The organism is Pseudomonas sp. FSL R10-1350, from assembly GCF_009600525.1.
In the GTDB taxonomy this organism is placed as follows: domain Bacteria; phylum Pseudomonadota; class Gammaproteobacteria; order Pseudomonadales; family Pseudomonadaceae; genus Aquipseudomonas; species Aquipseudomonas helleri.
On sequence record NZ_WIVR01000039.1, the window covers coordinates 1 to 16,396 of the forward strand.

Below are 16,396 nucleotides of genomic sequence, written 5' to 3' on the forward strand. Positions count from 1 at the left end.
TGTCTCCGAACATTGTGTTCGCTATGTCCCCGGTCCATACACTCCCGAAGGAGAGGGAACCGATTGGGGGATGCTGACGATTATCGGTGGCCTGTTTGATGCGCGACAGCGCGACGTCGAAGGCGGGGCGGTTTGCGACTCAGAAGCTGTATTGCGCCCCGGCGCCGGCGTACCACGAGCGGCCCGGTGCGGCTTCGTAGAAGCGGTTGTTGCCGTCGGCAACGATCACTGAGCCCACGTATTGGCGGTCTAGCAGGTTGTCCAGGCGCAAGGTCTGGTGGAAGGTCCAGTGATCAACCTTTTGCTCAAACTTCGCGCGCCAGTTGAACACGCTGTAGGCCGGTGCGGCTTTTTGCGTGTTGGTGTCTTCGACGTAGACCTTGCTGCGGTACATGCCCTCGATGGCGGTGCTGACCCAGTCGGCAGGTTTCCAGTTCACTTCGGCAAACAAAGTGGTCTGCGGCACGCCCGGCAGGTCGTTGCCTTTATCAATGAGGCCTTTGGGGCTGGTGAAGTCGCGGTCATAGGTGGCTTGCAGCCGGGTGTAGGCCAGGGTGGTGGTCCAGTCGTCGGCAAGCTGGCTTTCGACCCCCAGCTCGAAGCCGCGACGCAGGGTGCGGCCCGCGTTCTGGTAGGTGGTGCGCCCGCCGGTATTGCTCAGCACCACCAGTTCGTCGGAGGTGGTGATCTGGAAGATGGCGGCATTGATGCGCGTGTTGGCGAGCTGAGCTTTCAAGCCCATTTCGTACTGCGTGCTTTCAGACGGTTTGAGGCCAAAGTTGAAGCCATTGCCGTTTGGCGAGTAGGCCAATTCCGCCTGAGTCGGTGTTTCAAAACCTTTGCCCGCGCTGACATAACCATGCAGCTCTGGGGTAAAGGCGTACATCACACTCATCGAGGGCGTGGCTTTTTCGTAGCGCTTGGTGCCGCTGTCGTCGCCGTTGCTCAAAAATTGATCATGTACGTCCAGTTCCATGGTGCTGTAGCGCAGGCCGGCCTGGACGGTCCAGTTGTCGATGGCCCAGTTGGCCTGCACGTACGGGTCGAGGCTGCGGGCGGTGTCGATTTCGTCGCGCACCAGCGCGCCTTTCACGCCCAGTTGGTCGCCCACAAAGTTTTGGTAGCCGTGGCGGCTGTCCCGGCTCTGGTCGTAGTCCAGCCCGCCAATCAGGGTCAGGTCGCCGGGCACGCTGTGCACCGGTTGCAGCCAGCGCAGGCTGCCGCCATAGAACTTGCGGTCGAATTGCACCACGCCGCCGCCCTGGTTGTTGCCGGGCGTGCCTTTGGGGATCGCCAGGTACTGGATCACGCTGCGGGTGCCGTTGTAGGCATTGACCTGCAAGGTGGCATCGCCGAAGTAGCGCTCGTAGTTCAGGCCCACTTGTTGGTGGTCGATGCTTTTACGGGTGTTGTAGGTCAGTGCCGCCGGTGTCACCGAACGTGGGTCGGCCTTGTAGGCTGCCCAGGTTTGCCCCAGCGGGTCTTGGGTGCCGTTTTGCTCCAGGCTGCTGTAAATCAGCGCCAGTTTGCTGTCTTCGTCAGGCTTTAAGTTGAGCTTGGCAAAGGTCTGGTCGCGGCGGGCGGCGCTGTGGTCGCGGTAGCCGTCGGTGTCCATGCGCGAGGCGTCGAGCACAAAGCCCACGTCGTCTGTCGCGCCTTCGGCCGTGAGGTGGTTTTTGCTCATGCCGTCGCTGCCCACCAGGGTTTCGGCGCCGATGCGCGGCGGCCCTTCGCCATCGCGGGAGAACATTTGAATCACCCCGCCCGCATTGCTGCCGTACAGCGTGGCCGCCGGGCCGCGCAACACTTCGATGCGCTCGGCGGTGTCGAGGTTAAACGTCGCGGCCTGGCCCTGACCGTCCGGGGTGCTGGCCGGGATGCCGTCGGCAATCAGCTTGATGCCGCGCACGCCAAACGCCGAGCGTGCACCAAACCCACGGGACGAGATTTGCAGATCCTGCGCATAATTCTGCCGGTTTTGCACCACCAGCCCCGGCACGCGGGACAGCACTTCTGAGGCATTGATGCCCAATTGGCCATCGCTGATCTGCTGCTGGTTAATGCTGTCGACCGAGTAAGGCAGATCAAAACTGGGGCTGGCGCTGCGCGAACCGGTAATGACGCTGGGGTCCAGTTCCAGGGTTTCGGCGAAGCTGGCGGGGGCGAGGCAAAGCCCCGGGAGCAACAGGGCAAAGCGGGCAGGAGCAAAAAAATTCATGGGCGGTATCGGGGTTCCGTGTGACGCGACCCGTCTGGGCGACGGGTATCAGGCTAGCAGAGGGCGGGTAGTTTAGCGGTGTAAGAGGGTTCATACGAAAACTTAGGAAGCCATCACCTGCGATTAGCCGCAGCCGGGTGCTAGGTTGCGAGGTCATTCTTCAGGAGCCAATGCGATGGCCTGCAAATTCGTGCTGCTGTGTGTCGTGCCTTGCTTTTTGTTGGGGTGTGGGTCCGTCAAGACCTTGTTCGGCAGTGATGAGAGCATCCGTCGGGACCTTAAAAAGCAGCGCAGTTACTGTGACTCGGTGACCCGTGTCTACAGTGGCGTAGCGTTTGATTTGTGCGTGCTGAATGCGCCGCCCAACACCACCAGCGGTGTGCCCAGCGGGTTTGTGCCGATTTTCTTTTTTGACGTGCTGGCCTGTGCGGTGGTCGACACGGTTGCGTTGCCCTATACCATTTTCCAGCAAAGCCGCGAGGGCAGTCTCTTGTTGAGGTAGGCAGGCGGGCGCCAGGGCGTGGCAAATAGCGCTGGGTCATTCCCGTGCGCTTTACGCTATAATCCCGCCCTTTAGTTGTTTCTGCGCGTTGCGCGCAGTACACCCCTTTTTTCAGGCGCCCGCCGCCTGCCTGCATTTTTAAGAGGCTAATCCAGTGGCATTGACGATCCTTGGCCTGTCCGGCGCCCTTAGCCATGATCCCTCCGCAGCCCTCTATATTGACGGCAAGCTGGTTGCAGCGGCTGAGGAAGAACGCTTTGTACGCGACAAGCATGCAAAGAACCGCATGCCTTACGAGTCCGCAAAATTCTGCCTTGAGCACGCGGGTATCAAACCTTCTGACGTTGATGTGGTAGCGATCCCGTTCGCACCTGTCAGCTTGTTCGGCAAGGCTCGCTGGCACTACGCCAAGCGCTACTGGTACGCCCCGGACCGCGCTCTGGATGCGATCCTGATGGGCAACCGTCGCTACAAGCGCTATCGCAACAAGATTGTGTTCTGCCTGCAGCAACTGGGTTTTGATCCGAAAAAAATCAAGATAGAACCGGTTGAGCACCACTTGGCTCACGCCTCCAGCGCCTACCACTGCTCGGGTTTCAAAGAGAAAACCGCGATTCTGGGTATCGATGGTAAAGGTGAGTACGCCACGACCTTCTTCGGTTATGGCGAAAACGGCAAGATCACCAAGATCAAAGAATTCTTCGATCCAGACTCCTTGGGCGGCCTGTACGGCGCGATCACCGAGTTCCTCGGTTTCGAGATGCTCGACGGCGAGTTCAAGGTCATGGGTATGGCGCCGTACGGCGACGCCAGCAAATACGACTTCTCGCGCCTGGCCTCGTTTGAAAACGGCGAGCTGGTGGTCAACACCGAATACGCCAACGTTATCGGCCTGCGCCGCTACAAAGAGAAGGGCAAAGGCTTCTACTTCTCGCCAAAACTGATTGAGTGGCTGGGCCCCAAGCGCGAAGGCGACATCGCCGACGAGCCGTACATCCACTACGCCGCGAGCATGCAAGCGCTGTTTGAAAAACTGGCGCTGCAGATGATCGACTACTACTTGGGCGACATTCTCAAAGAGACCGGCAAAATTGCCTTTGCGGGCGGCTGCGCGTTGAACGTGAAGCTGAACCAAAAGATCATTGCCCGCCCGGAAGTCAAAGAGCTGTTCGTCCAGCCTGCGTCCGGCGATGCCGGTACGGCGGTGGGTGCTGCGGCCTATGTGTCCCACGCGCGCGGCGTGCCGGTCGAGAAGATGGAACACGTCTACCTCGGCCCTGCGTACAGCAACGAAGACGTGATCGCGGCGTGTGCCCGTCACCCGGGCAAGCCAGCCTGGCGCAAAATCGAAGGCACGCCTGAGAAAATCGCCAAGATCATGGTCGATGGCAACCCGGTGGCCTGGTTCCAGGGCCGCATGGAGTTTGGCCCGCGTGCCTTGGGCGGTCGTTCGATCATCGGTTGCCCGAGCAGCGAAGGCGTAGCTGACCGCATCAACGAACAGATCAAGTTCCGTGAGCGCTGGAGGCCTTTCTGCCCGTCGATGCTCGACACCGTGGGCCCGCAGATGATCAAGGTCGATCACCCGGCACCGTTCATGACCTTCACTTTTGAAGTGGCAGAAGAGTGGAAAACCCGTGTGCCAGAGGTTGTCCATGAAGACGGCACCTCCCGCGCCCAGGTGCTCAAGCGCGAATACAACCCGCGCTACTACGACATGATGAAGGCCCTTGAAGTACTGACCGGCAACGGCGTGTCGCTGAACACCTCGCTCAACCGCCGGGGTGAGCCAATGGTGTGCTCGCCGACCGACGCCCTGAACATGTTCTTCGGCTCGGACCTGCAGTACCTGATCATGGAAGACATTCTGGTGGTTAAAGAAGGCGCGGAGCGTTATGAATCGCTCGACTGAGCGGCATGTGCTGCAGTTCTGCCACGGCTATGACGGGCCGTTTCTGGACTGCGCGCGCCAGTACGCCAGCCTGTTTGCCGGCAGCGGGTACAAGGTCACCACGGTCTTTTTGACCGGGGCGGCCGACCCCGAAGTCGCCGCAGGCTGCGCGTCCGACGAAGTCCTGTTTATGGAGTTCAGCTCCAAGGCCATTCGTGGCCTCAAGCTGGGCGCCATCGCCAAGCTGCGTAAAATCGCCGCCTCGCGGGCATTCAGCTTTTGCATCGCCCACCGCTTCAAGCCGATTTATATCGCCTTGTTGGCCACCGGTTTGCCGGTGATCGGCGTGCATCATGCGTTTGGCGACTACCAGCGCGGCAGCCGCAAACTGTTCGCTAACCTGTTTCGTAAGCGCCTGAGCCTGCTCGGGGTGTCTGATGCGGTGCGTGACGACATGCGCCAATGCCTGCCCAAGTGGCCGACCGGGCGTATCAGCACGCTGTACAACCGAATCGATATCGACGCCGTACAAGCCAGCCAACTGCCCGGCACCCAGGCGCGTGAAGCGCTGGGGTTGTCGGTCGATGGTTTTATTGTCGGCAATGTCGGGCGTCTGCACCCGGACAAAGACCAGGCCACGCTGATCAAGGGTTTCGCCCAGGCACGGGCAGACCTGCCCGCAGATAGCCAACTGGTGATTCTGGGTAAAGGCCGTCTGGAGCAAGACCTCAAAGAGCTGGCCCGTGAACTCGGTGTTGCCGAGCAGGTGAAGTTTTTGGGCCAGGTGCCCGATGCACGGCGTTATTTCCGTGCGTTTGATGTATTTGCCCTCAGTTCCGATCAAGAACCGTTTGGCATGGTCTTGCTGGAGGCCATGGCCGCTGGCGTGCCGTTGCTGGCCACGGCCTGTGGCGGCGCCAAGGAAGTGGTGGAAGGCGTAGGGATCTTGTTCCCGCTGGGCGATGTCGAGCATCTGGCTCAGGGCATCAAGCATCTGTCGGTGCTCACCGATGAGCAGCGCCATGCCTGTGCTGACCTGATGCTGGCGCGCCTGCATGAGCGCTTCAGCGATCAGGCCGTTCATGACCGGTTCTGGCAGTTGCCGCAAGTCACCGACCTGACTGCGGGGGCCTGATGCTCAATTATTTCCAGGGCTGGCGTGAGCGCGGCTGGAGCGTTGTTGACGCGTCTGTTTACGCAGAGGCCTGGCAACGCTTTGGTGGCAGCGTGGCCACGCACCCGATGGTGGTTGAGCGTTTGGCTCAGTTGGCGGGTATCCCGGTGCGCTACCTGGCCTGGGAGCAAAATGGCGAAGTGAAAGCTGCGATCCCGACCTGGGGCCGCGACCTGGCTTTGTCCAAGGACGTGCTCAAGCGCCACGGCAAAAAAGGCCTGTTTGACCTCGGTAATGCCGAAATCATTCTGCCGGCTGCCGATGGGGCCAACGTGCCCTTGCGTCACCGTGGGCGCTACCTGTCGCAGCTCAATGAAGGCCGTTTCAGTACGCTGATCCAGCAAACCGAACAGCTGGCGATGGCCCGCACGCCTGAAGAACTCTCGAAAAAATTCCGTTACAACCAACGCCGCGAACTGCGTTTGCTGGAAGAGGCGGGCGGTGTGGTGCGCCCGGTGACGGACTTTTCCAGCACTGAACTGGCGGCCATTTACTGCGATCTGTTCCTGCGCCGCTGGGGTTTTGTGGCCACGGGCGCCGAGCGCATGTGCGATGTGGTCGAGCTGTTGCGTGAGTTGTTGATCGGTTCGGTCATATTCCTTAACGACGCGCCTATTGCCATCCAGTTGGTGTACCGGGTTGAATCCCCGCAGTGGATCAGCGTTGAGTACGTCAACGGCGGTGTTGACCCGCAAACCCGAGATTTCAGCCCCGGTAGCGTATTGAGCTTTCTCAATACCCAATCGGCCTGGGAGCAGGCGCGCAGCGTCAACAAGCCTTTGCGTTTCTCGTTCGGCCGCGCCGACCGCGAATACAAAGAGCGTTGGTGCAACCCGGTGCCGGTGTTTAAGGTCTAGTGCACACCTTGTAGGAGCTGCCGCAGGCTGCGATCTTTTGATCTTTAAACGATCGCAGCCTGCGGCAGCTCCTACAGAGCATCAAACATAAGAGTTGAGCCATGAGCCGCAAACAGCAACTCCTCAAGCGCCATCGGCGCAATAAACGAATTGGCTTGCTGATCGGTCTGCTGGTGCTGATTGTCAGCGGTGTCTGGCTGGCCTGGTGGCTGCCGCCGGTATTGGCGGTGCTGGGCTGGGTGGCCCATGAGGCCTGGTTTGCGGACCATCTGTTCTATTCCCCCCAAGACGACTACCAGTACGCCTTCGACCCGGACGGCGAGTGTCTTGACGTGCGCCTTGAGGGCGAACGCCTGGTGCTCGATCAGCCGTTGAGCGTGACCGGTAATCAAACCCTTATTTTGGCCATCAAGGTCAGCAGCCGCGGGCTGGGGCGTTTTATTGACCCGAGCATTCAACTGCTGGGCGGCGAACAGCCCGATCAGCAAACCTTCGAGCGTGGGGTCAACGGGCTGCGCTATTTGAACCTGAGTGAGCACGCTGGCGCATTGGCCCGTGGCGAGTTACGCCTCAAAGGCCGGCACTGCCGCGTGTCGGGCCAGCCCCGGTTGTGGTTGTTCCGCCAACCCGATTACCGCGAGCAACGGGTCATGGTCATTGCGCCCCATGCCGACGATGCGGAGCTTGCGGCGTTTGGTCTGTACAGCCAGGCCAAAGAGGCGTGGATCGTCACCCTGACGGCCGGTGAAATCGAAGCCGAGCATTATCAGCAGATGGGCCTTGAGCGCGCCGAAGCCGCGCGCCTCAAGGGCCGCTTGCGGGCATGGGACAGCCTGGCGGTGCCGCGTTGGGCCGGTGTGCCTGAGGCGCATTGCGCGCAATTGGGCTACTTCTGCCTGCAACTGCCGGCCATGCAGGCCGCACCGGATCAGCCGATGCCGTCCCGCGAGGCTGATATGAGTGACATCCGGCTATTTCGTCAGCTCAATCCGTTTCCGATGCCCGGCGATGGCGATGGCGCACCGACCTGGAATAACCTGCTGGCGGATTTGCGCGCCTTGATCCTGCGCGCGCGTCCTGAAGTAATTGTGTTGCCGCATCCGTCGCTCGACCCGCACCCCGACCACATCTGCGCGCAAGCGGCGGTGTTCGAGGCGCTGCATGGGCTGGAGTGGCAACCGACGACGATTTTGGGCTACGCCAACCATTTACATGACAATGACCGCTGGCCCATGGGCAACAGTGGTGATGGGGTGGCTCTGCCGCCGGTGTTCGATACGTCGCTCAGCTTGCATCCGTGCAGCCTGCCGCTGACGCTGGCCCAGCAACGCGACAAGGCCATGGCGCTGGGCATGATGCACGACCTGCAACCGCGCGCTGCGCTCAAGCGCCGCGTGCGCCGGTCAATCCAGGCGCTGCTGGCGGGCAGACGGCCATCGCCTTATGGCGAGAATGAATATTTTCGTAAAGCAGTTCGACGGCATGAGCTGTTCTGGCGCCTCAAGGCGTCGCAAGGAAACCCATGAGAGTTCTATTTCTAGTACAGAAAGAGCAGCGGGCCATTCTGGATCGCTTGTATGACGGCATTGCAGCCCATTGCGAGTGCGATACGCGCTGGCTGAGCAGTGACGAGCAACGCAACTTGCGCAGCTACTTCCGCCGCGAAGTGGACGTGTCGCGTTATGACCGCATTGTGTTTTTCTTGCGTTTTAAACAAGAGATCCGCCAGGTTGGCTTTATCCGTACCGTGCCCAACCTGGTGATCCTTGAGCACGATGCGTATCAGAATTACATCGAGTGCAAATACACCGGTAAATTCAGCGCCCATTACCGCCAACTGCCGTGGGCCCGGGTGATCACCTCGGGTTTTATGGTCACTGAGCGCTTGCGCGAAGAGGGCTTTGACGCCGTATTTGTGCCAAAAGGCTACGACCAGACGCTGTTGCATGACTTGGGCCGTGAGCGCGACATTGAGTTGGCGTTTGTTGGCAGCACCAACAGCGTGGCTTACAGTGGCCGCAAAGCGTTGCTCGACGAGCTGACCAGCGTCGAGCCGCTGGTGGTGACGCGCACCAAGTCCGGTGATGACTACCGCGACACCCTTAACCGCATCCGCTTTTTTGTCAGCGCGGACGTGGGCATGGGCGAATACATGATCAAAAACTTTGAGGCCATGGCCTGCGGTTGTGTACTGCTGGCGTTTGATCAGGGTGAAGCCGAAAACCGTGCGTTGGGCTTTGTCGACATGCACAACATTGTTTTTTATCGCGACATTCCAGAGCTGCAAAAAAAACTGCAACAGCTGCGTAATGATCCGCAACTGGCAGCCGATATCGCTCTTCGTGGTCGTGACCTTGCGGTGTCGCAGTACAGCTTCGGTCGAATTGGCCAGCGCATTGTTGAAGAGCTGCAACCGGCACTACGTCCGCATCCGCCCTTGTCCTGGGTCGATCGGGTGCGATTGAAACTGGGGATTTGAGACATCCCCCGGTGCCATCGTGGTGATACCCAAAGGACTGAAACTATTTAATGAGAGGAGGCGAACCGTGCGGTTCTGCCAAGAAAGTGACATCACCCTGGTTGTGACCAGCTGCGGCCGTCTTGACTTGCTCAAGCTGACGCTCGAAAGCTTTGACCGGTTCAACACCGCGCCCATTCGTGAAGTCTTTATTACCGAAGACTCCGGTGATGAGGCCGTGCGCGAGGCTATTCCGCCCAATTGGCGTGAGCACTGCACTGTTTTCGTCAACAAACCGAAACTTGGGCAGTTGGCTTCGATCGATCTGGCCTACTCTAAGGTCAGCACACCGTACATTTTTCATTGTGAAGACGATTGGGAGTTTTATCGCCCGGGCTTTGTCGAAGACTCAAGAGCGATTCTGGAGAACAAACCAGAGATCTTGCAGGTCTGGCTGCGCAGCTACGCACACGACTTGCGGATTCACAGCCCTTACCTACATTACGGTGAGCGCGAGGTGATTGCAGGCGTCGCGTGTTACCCGGTGCTGTCGGATAAACCCGAATGGCAGAGCTTTTCGCTGAATCCTGGATTACGCCGTTACAAAGAATATTTGTTGTGTGCGCCTTATAGCGGTCATGGTGGCGAAAAAGCGCTGTCCAAGCGCTATGCCGAGCTTAATCTGCAAGCGGTGGCCCTTGAAGCTGACGCGGTGTTGCACACAGGCTTTGGCAACCATGTCGAGGTGCCTGAAGAGCGTCAGCGCAAGCTGCGACGCGGCCGTCGGGAGCGGATCAAGTTGTTCGTTACGTTGTTGGTGGGCGTGCTAATAGGCGTCCTTATCAGTTAGCAGGTACAGGTTTGAATGGTGATGATTGAACGGCGAGGAAGCGTGTGATGAGCATCATTAATGTGATGTGGTCAGGCGGTTCTCCTTATGCGTCTGTACACAAGGTTCACCAGCAAATCCTCTCTCAGGCATCACCGGGTACACCGGTAAAGACCTGGCTGTTGCAGCATTCTGCCCCGGCTTGCCTGCGCGAGCTTGGGCAGGTTGAGGCTTTGAAGTTGTCGTCGCGCTTTTTAAAAGGGCGGGGCATCTGGGCGTTATCGCGCCCTTGGCGTAATTGTTTTTTTCGCAAGGCCCTGCTCAAAAATGACGCCCGGCAGGTGCTGATCGATGGGCTGGGCGTGGCTCGGGTGCTGTTGCCGGCCTTGCGCACACTGCCGCACGTACGGGCGGTGGTGATATTTCACGGCTCAACCCGCCTGCAATGCAAAGATGTCAGGCTGCTTCGCCAGTTCTCGGGCGAGCAACTGACACTCTGTGCTGTCTCGCAAACCCTCGCAGACTCCATTTCGGCCGATCTCAAGTTGCCGGTGGTCACCCTGAGCAGCATGCTCAACCCGCACACATTCGAGCAGCAATTGTTGCCGCGTGACCAGGCGCGCCAGCAACTGGGCATTCCTGCGGGTACTCATCAAGTGTTCGGTGCTGTAGGCCGTCTGGTGGACTCCAAGGGCTTTGACACCCTGCTCAGCGCCTTTGCCAAAACCCTCGTTAACCACCCGGATCGACTGCTGATCATCATCGGTGAAGGCGCCATGCGCGCCGAGCTGGAGGCGCAGGTCAAGGCGCTGGGGCTGCAAGGTAAGGTCTTGCTGCCGGGCTACGTCGACAACGTGGCCAGCCTGTATCGGGCATTTGACTGGGTGCTGATACCGTCGCGGGCAGAAGGCCTGGGGCTGGTCGTCCAGGAAGCGGTCATTGCTGGCGTGCCGATACTGGCCAGTGACCTTCCCGTGTTTTACGAGCAGTTGGGCGAGGCGGGGAACTACGTGGCGGTCGGCGATGAGTCGGCATGGGCACGGGCGATTGAAGCCAGCGACGCGCTGTCGACAACAGAAGTGGCTGCGCGCCAGCACGCAAGCCTTGACCCGGAACATGCCTGGCTGCGCTTCAGGCAGGCATGCACCACGGTGTTGTCAGGCCTTTAAAAAGGCGTCTTTGAGGGCTTGGGCGGGGAATTTATCGCTCAGACTCTCGCGCTCGATGTAGCGCAAAAAGTGTTGCAGGTTGCGCTGAACCAGCTTTTTGGACAGGGGCGCCCTCACAAAACTCATGTCGGCGACATCAATCAAACCCCACGCGTTGTCGGGGGTCACCACAATGTTGCCCAAATGCAGAGAGCGGAAGTAAATACCGGCCGCGTGCAATCTGCGAATCAGCTCGATAAGCTTCGGCAGATTTTCTGTCCAGTCAAAACCGTTTTTTTCAGCGATCTGACGCAGGGTTTCACCGGGCAGCGGGCGATACAGCACCGCGGTCATGCCGGGTTTATCCAGGCGGTAAAACGCCAGCACCTTGAGCGTGGGGATACCCAGCTTCTCGAGTTGGGCCGCGTTATCGATAAAACGTTTGGAATAGGGACGTAGCAAGGCGGACGACAGAAGACGCTTGCGACGAAACAGTTTCACTATGTTCCCGTCTTGCAGCAGGTAGACTTTTGCACCATAACTGTCCGCCTCAAGAATTTTGGCGCCTTCAATCATTTGATTTAAAGCGGCTTGTGGAAGCCGTGAACATTGCATCGTAGAACCCTTGCGAGCAGTCAGACACGCAATGATGCCGAAAAAGTGGCGCTTTAACCATGCCAGGTTGGCCGGGTAGATGATTTAGGAGCGGGATGATGTACGAAAGTCGTTGGGCTCAGACCCTCATGACCTGCGGCGTGCTGTGGTTCATGTTGGCCATTGCGTTTGCCCCCACGAACAAAATCTATCAACAGGGCCTGGTGGTGTTTGTCTGGCTGCCGACACTGCTGGTGGCCTGGTCTGCACGCCCGGTGTTGGCGCAGGTCTGGCACGCGCAAAGAGCGCTGTGCCTGGCACTGATCGGTTTGGCCGCCTGGGCCACGCTCAGCTTGAGCTGGAGTGGCCAGCCCCTGAGCCAGGCCAAGCAATTGCTCTACATCGCCTTGTTTGTGATGTCATGGCCGATTCTGGCCAATGGCCGCCCTGAGCGTGTTGTACGCCTGCTGCAATGGGGCGGGCTGGGGCTGGCAGTCATGGCAGCCGCCGCCATGGTGCGTTTCTATTTTATTGACGCTCGGCCCTTGATGGACCGCCTGGAAGGTCTGGGCGAGCTGGCTCACCCTATTTTGGGCGCTTATGCAGTGGGGATCGCCGGTGTCTGGATGTTGCACTGGATGCCGCGCGAGCGTGGGATGCAAGCCCTGTGGTGGGTTGCACTGGCGTTGTTGGGCGCCTTTGTGGTGTTTACCCAGAGCCGCGGCGCGGCAGTGGCGCTATTGGTTACGGTGCTGGCCATGCCGATCTGGCGGTGCAACCGTCAAACCGTGGTCATCTCGGTGGCCGGGCTGATTGGCGCCGGGATCGTGTTTTGGTGCATGCAGGCGCAGATGATGTCCCGTGGCTCGTCCTATCGGCCCGAGCTGTTTATGTCCAGCGTGCAGATGATCAAGGCGCACCCATGGCTTGGCCTTGGACTTGAGGCGCCGTTTGGTGTGCCGGCGCTGGGGATCATGTTTGATCATTCGCACAACCTGTTCACCAGTGTGGCGATCAGTTTGGGCTTGCCGGGTTTGCTGCTGTGGAGCATCGCCTGGTTTTCGGTTTTGGTATATGGCTGGCGCGCTCGCGCGACTTTGCTGGGCCAGGGATTGGTGGGCATGTGGGTGTTTTCGACAATGGCCATGCAGTTTGATGCGGCCAGTTTGCTCGATACCCCGCGTGCCGAATGGTTTATCACCTGGCTGCCCATTGCCGTGGCGACTCTTTTGTCGTTCAAGACGGCGCAGGGTGAAGCCTGTGATAAAATTTCGCGTTTTCCTTAATCAGTGAGCTCTACGATGAGTGATTCACCGTCCGAAGAAGGACAGAGTTCAAGCCTGAAAATCTACTTCCGGCTCTTGAGTTATGTGAAGCCCTACATCGGCCTTTTCCTGCTGAGTATCGTTGGCTTCCTTATCTTCGCTTCGACTCAACCCATGCTGGGTTACATCCTCAAGTATTTCGTTGACGGCTTGTCCAATCCGGATGCCGTGCTGTTTCCGAACGTGCCTTACCTGCGTGACATGCGCCTGCTGCAGACCGTGCCGCTGTTGATCGTATTGATCGCGGCCTGGCAAGGGCTGGGCTCTTTCCTGGGTAACTACTTCCTGGCCAAGGTTTCGCTGGGCTTGGTGCACGACCTGCGGGTGCAGCTGTTCAACAACCTGCTGGTGTTGCCTAACCGCTATTTCGACAAGCACAACTCGGGGCATTTGATCTCGCGCATCACCTTCAACGTCACCATGGTCACCGGTGCTGCCACCGATGCAATCAAGGTGGTGATTCGTGAAGGCATGACCGTGGTGTTCCTGTTTGCGTCGTTGCTGTGGATGAACTGGCGTCTGACGCTGGTGATGGTGGCGATCCTGCCGCTGATTGCGGTCATGGTGAGTTCGGCCAGCAAAAAATTCCGCAAGCAAAGCAAGAAAATCCAGGTGGCGATGGGCGACGTGACCCACGTGGCGTCCGAAACCATCCAGGGTTACCGTGTGGTTCGCAGCTTTGGCGGCGAAAAGTACGAGCGCGAGCGTTTCCTCAAGGCCAGCCAGAGCAACACCGACAAGCAACTGCGCATGACCCGCACCGGGGCGATCTACACCCCGATGCTGCAATTGGTCATTTACATCGCCATGGGCGTTCTGATGTTTCTGGTGCTGTACATGCGCGGCGATGCCTCGGCGGGCGACATGATCGCTTACATCACTCTGGCCGGCCTGCTGCCCAAGCCGATCCGTCAGTTGTCTGAAGTCAGCTCGACCATCCAGAAGGGTGTTGCCGGTGCTGAAAGCATCTTTGAGCAACTGGACGAAAAACCGGAAGTCGACACCGGCACCGTTGAGCTGGACCACGTCAGTGGCCGTCTTGAGGTGCGCAACCTCAACTTCACCTACCCCGACACAGAGCGCCAGGTGCTTAAAGACGTGTCGTTCACGGCTGAGCCGGGGCAGATGGTGGCACTGGTCGGGCGTTCGGGCAGCGGCAAGTCAACGCTGGCCAACCTGATCCCGCGTTTCTATCACCACACCTCGGGTGAGATCCTGCTCGATGGCGTGGAGGTCGAAGACTATCGCTTGCTCAACCTGCGCCGTCATATCGCGCAAGTGACCCAGAACGTGACCCTGTTCAGCGACACCGTGGCCAACAACATTGCCTACGGCGACCTGGCCGGTGCGCCACGGGCCGACATCGAAAAGGCCGCGCGTGATGCCTACGCGATGGACTTTATCGAGCAGTTGCCCAAAGGTCTGGACACGCCGGTGGGTGAGAACGGCGTGCTGTTGTCGGGTGGTCAGCGTCAGCGTCTGGCGATTGCCCGCGCCTTGCTCAAAAATTCGCCACTGTTGATCCTCGATGAGGCCACCTCAGCACTCGATACCGAGTCTGAGCGCCATATTCAGGCGGCACTGGACCACGTGATGCAAGGGCGTACCACGCTGGTGATTGCGCACCGCCTTTCGACCATCGAAAAAGCGGACTTGATCCTGGTGATGGATCAGGGCCAGATCGTCGAGCGCGGTACTCACGGCGAGTTGTTGGCGCAGAACGGCTATTACGCCCGTCTGCACTCGATGGGCCTGGATGCGCCGCTGGCGTCTGGCGACATCACCTGAACACCGACGGGGGCAGGTACGCCTGCTCCCGTCGGCGCATTTTCCCTGCGATTAACACCGTGAACTGACCTGCGTTCACCCTGTGTTAATATCGCGCCCCTGTTCATTTTGTATGTGGGTCCTCAATGAAGTTGTCCATGCCGCGATTCGATCAAGCCCCTGTCTTGGTGGTAGGCGATGTCATGCTCGACCGTTACTGGCATGGCGGAACCTCACGGATTTCCCCTGAGGCGCCCGTGCCGGTGGTCAAGGTCGAGCAAATTGAAGACCGTCCGGGTGGTGCTGCCAACGTTGCCTTGAACATTGCTGCCTTGGGCGCACCGGCCTCGCTGGTCGGCGTCACCGGCAACGATGAAGCTGCCGACAGCCTGGCCAACAGCCTTGAAGGCGCAGGCGTTCGCGCCTTGTTCCAGCGCATTGAGCACCAGCCGACCATCGTTAAACTGCGGGTTATGAGCCGTCACCAGCAACTGCTGCGTATCGACTTTGAAGAACCGTTTGCGACTGACGCCCTGGCGTTGGGCGCTGAAGTCGAGCGCCTGCTCGACGGTATTAAAGTGCTGGTGCTGTCTGACTACGGCAAAGGCGCGTTGAAAAACCACCAGGTACTCATCCAGGCCGCCCGTGCCCGTGGCATTCCGGTGCTGGCTGATCCTAAAGGCAAAGACTTCTCGATTTATCGGGGTGCAAGCCTGATCACGCCGAACCTCAGCGAGTTCGAAACCATCGTCGGTGGCTGTATCGACGAGGCCGACCTGGTGGCCAAAGGCGCCAAGCTGATGGCCGATCTGGAGCTGGGTGCCTTGCTGGTCACCCGTGGCGAGCACGGCATGACCTTGTTGCGTCCGGGCTTTGCCGCCATGCACTTGCCGGCACGCGCCCGTGAAGTGTTTGACGTGACCGGTGCCGGTGACACGGTTATCTCGACCCTGGCGGCTGCCATTGCTGCTGGTGAAGAGCTGCCCCACGCCGTGGCCCTGGCCAATCTGGCGGCGGGTATCGTGGTGGGCAAGCTGGGTACGGCGGCCATCAGCGCTCCGGAACTGCGTCGCGCCATTCAGCGTTCGGAAGGTTCCGAGCGTGGCGTGCTGAGCCTCGAGCAACTGCTGCTGGCCATCGACGATGCGCGGGCGCACAACGAGAAAATCGTTTTCACCAATGGGTGCTTCGACATCCTCCACGCCGGGCATGTGACCTATCTGGAGCAGGCGCGGGCGCAAGGTGATCGTTTGATCGTTGCCGTAAACGACGACGCCTCCGTGAGCCGCCTCAAAGGCCCGGGTCGCCCGATCAACAGCGTTGACCGGCGCATGGCGGTACTGGCGGGTCTGGGCGCGGTGGACTGGGTGATCAGCTTCCCTGAAGGCACTCCGGAAAACCTGCTGGCCCAAGTCAAGCCGGATGTACTGGTTAAAGGCGGCGATTACGGGATCGACCAAGTGGTCGGTGCTGACATCGTGAGCGCGTACGGCGGGACAGTGAAAGTGCTGGGGCTGGTAGAAAACAGCTCGACCACGGCCATCGTCGAGAAAATTCGCGGCCAGTAACAACGCAACTCTCTGTAGGAGCGAGCTTGTCTCGCGATCTTTTGATCTTGAAAGATCGCGAGGCA

General features: G+C 59.4%; 13 protein-coding genes. 11 read left to right on the plus strand and 2 right to left on the minus strand.

Going from position 1 to position 16,396, the window contains the following annotated elements; genetic code table 11:
* Positions 1–139 precede the first annotated feature (139 nt).
* Positions 140–2,218 (minus strand): TonB-dependent receptor, encoded by a 2,079-nt coding sequence (locus tag GHO25_RS16775; RefSeq protein ID WP_048366646.1) that lies wholly within the window; start codon positions 2,216–2,218, stop codon positions 140–142.
* Positions 2,219–2,393: 175 nt separating this feature from the next.
* On the opposite strand from GHO25_RS16775, the gene GHO25_RS16780 reads away from it, so the two are divergent.
* The 8 genes from GHO25_RS16780 to GHO25_RS16815 all read left to right on the plus strand — a co-directional run bounded on the left by GHO25_RS16780 (position 2,394) and on the right by GHO25_RS16815 (position 11,098).
* Complete coding sequence (locus GHO25_RS16780) at positions 2,394–2,720, plus strand: YceK/YidQ family lipoprotein (RefSeq protein WP_153391327.1); 327 nt, start codon at positions 2,394–2,396, stop codon at positions 2,718–2,720.
* A 154-nt stretch (positions 2,721–2,874) separates the two neighbouring features.
* Entirely contained in the window at positions 2,875–4,632 is a 1,758-nt protein-coding gene (locus GHO25_RS16785; protein WP_178110114.1) for a carbamoyltransferase, read from the plus strand.
* Positions 4,616–5,746: a glycosyltransferase gene (locus tag GHO25_RS16790; RefSeq protein WP_153391329.1), complete on the plus strand. Its 1,131-nt coding sequence runs from the start codon at positions 4,616–4,618 to the stop codon at positions 5,744–5,746. Before GHO25_RS16785 ends, GHO25_RS16790 begins: the two co-directional genes overlap by 17 nt.
* Entirely contained in the window at positions 5,746–6,642 is an 897-nt protein-coding gene (locus GHO25_RS16795) for an antimicrobial resistance protein Mig-14 (protein WP_153391331.1), read from the plus strand. Before GHO25_RS16790 ends, GHO25_RS16795 begins: the two co-directional genes overlap by 1 nt.
* A 101-nt stretch (positions 6,643–6,743) precedes the next feature.
* Positions 6,744–8,168, plus strand: a complete 1,425-nt coding sequence (locus GHO25_RS16800) for a PIG-L deacetylase family protein (protein WP_153391333.1) — start codon at positions 6,744–6,746, stop codon at positions 8,166–8,168.
* Complete coding sequence (locus GHO25_RS16805; RefSeq protein WP_153391335.1) at positions 8,165–9,121, plus strand: glycosyltransferase; 957 nt, start codon at positions 8,165–8,167, stop codon at positions 9,119–9,121. Before GHO25_RS16800 ends, GHO25_RS16805 begins: the two co-directional genes overlap by 4 nt.
* A 67-nt stretch (positions 9,122–9,188) precedes the next feature.
* Positions 9,189–9,950: a glycosyltransferase family 2 protein gene (locus GHO25_RS16810; RefSeq protein ID WP_048366639.1), complete on the plus strand. Its 762-nt coding sequence runs from the start codon at positions 9,189–9,191 to the stop codon at positions 9,948–9,950.
* 47 nt (positions 9,951–9,997) lie between these two features.
* Complete coding sequence (locus GHO25_RS16815; RefSeq protein ID WP_153391337.1) at positions 9,998–11,098, plus strand: glycosyltransferase; 1,101 nt, start codon at positions 9,998–10,000, stop codon at positions 11,096–11,098.
* Here the strand turns inward: GHO25_RS16815 and GHO25_RS16820 are convergent.
* Complete coding sequence (locus tag GHO25_RS16820; RefSeq protein WP_048385209.1) at positions 11,087–11,692, minus strand: lipopolysaccharide kinase InaA family protein; 606 nt, start codon at positions 11,690–11,692, stop codon at positions 11,087–11,089. The genes GHO25_RS16815 and GHO25_RS16820 overlap by 12 nt on opposite strands.
* A gap of 98 nt (positions 11,693–11,790) precedes the next feature.
* Here GHO25_RS16820 and GHO25_RS16825 point away from each other — a divergent pair, with 98 nt between their 5' ends.
* From GHO25_RS16825 to hldE, 3 genes are all read left to right on the plus strand, one after another.
* On the plus strand, positions 11,791–12,957 hold the full coding sequence (locus tag GHO25_RS16825) for an O-antigen ligase (protein ID WP_153391339.1): 1,167 nt from the start codon (positions 11,791–11,793) through the stop codon (positions 12,955–12,957).
* Between the two features lie 15 nt (positions 12,958–12,972).
* On the plus strand, positions 12,973–14,784 hold the full coding sequence (gene msbA / locus GHO25_RS16830; protein WP_048366635.1) for a lipid A export permease/ATP-binding protein MsbA: 1,812 nt from the start codon (positions 12,973–12,975) through the stop codon (positions 14,782–14,784).
* 125 nt (positions 14,785–14,909) lie between these two features.
* Positions 14,910–16,331: a bifunctional D-glycero-beta-D-manno-heptose-7-phosphate kinase/D-glycero-beta-D-manno-heptose 1-phosphate adenylyltransferase HldE gene (hldE, locus tag GHO25_RS16835; RefSeq protein WP_048366634.1), complete on the plus strand. Its 1,422-nt coding sequence runs from the start codon at positions 14,910–14,912 to the stop codon at positions 16,329–16,331.
* The last annotated feature ends 65 nt before the right edge of the window (positions 16,332–16,396 follow it).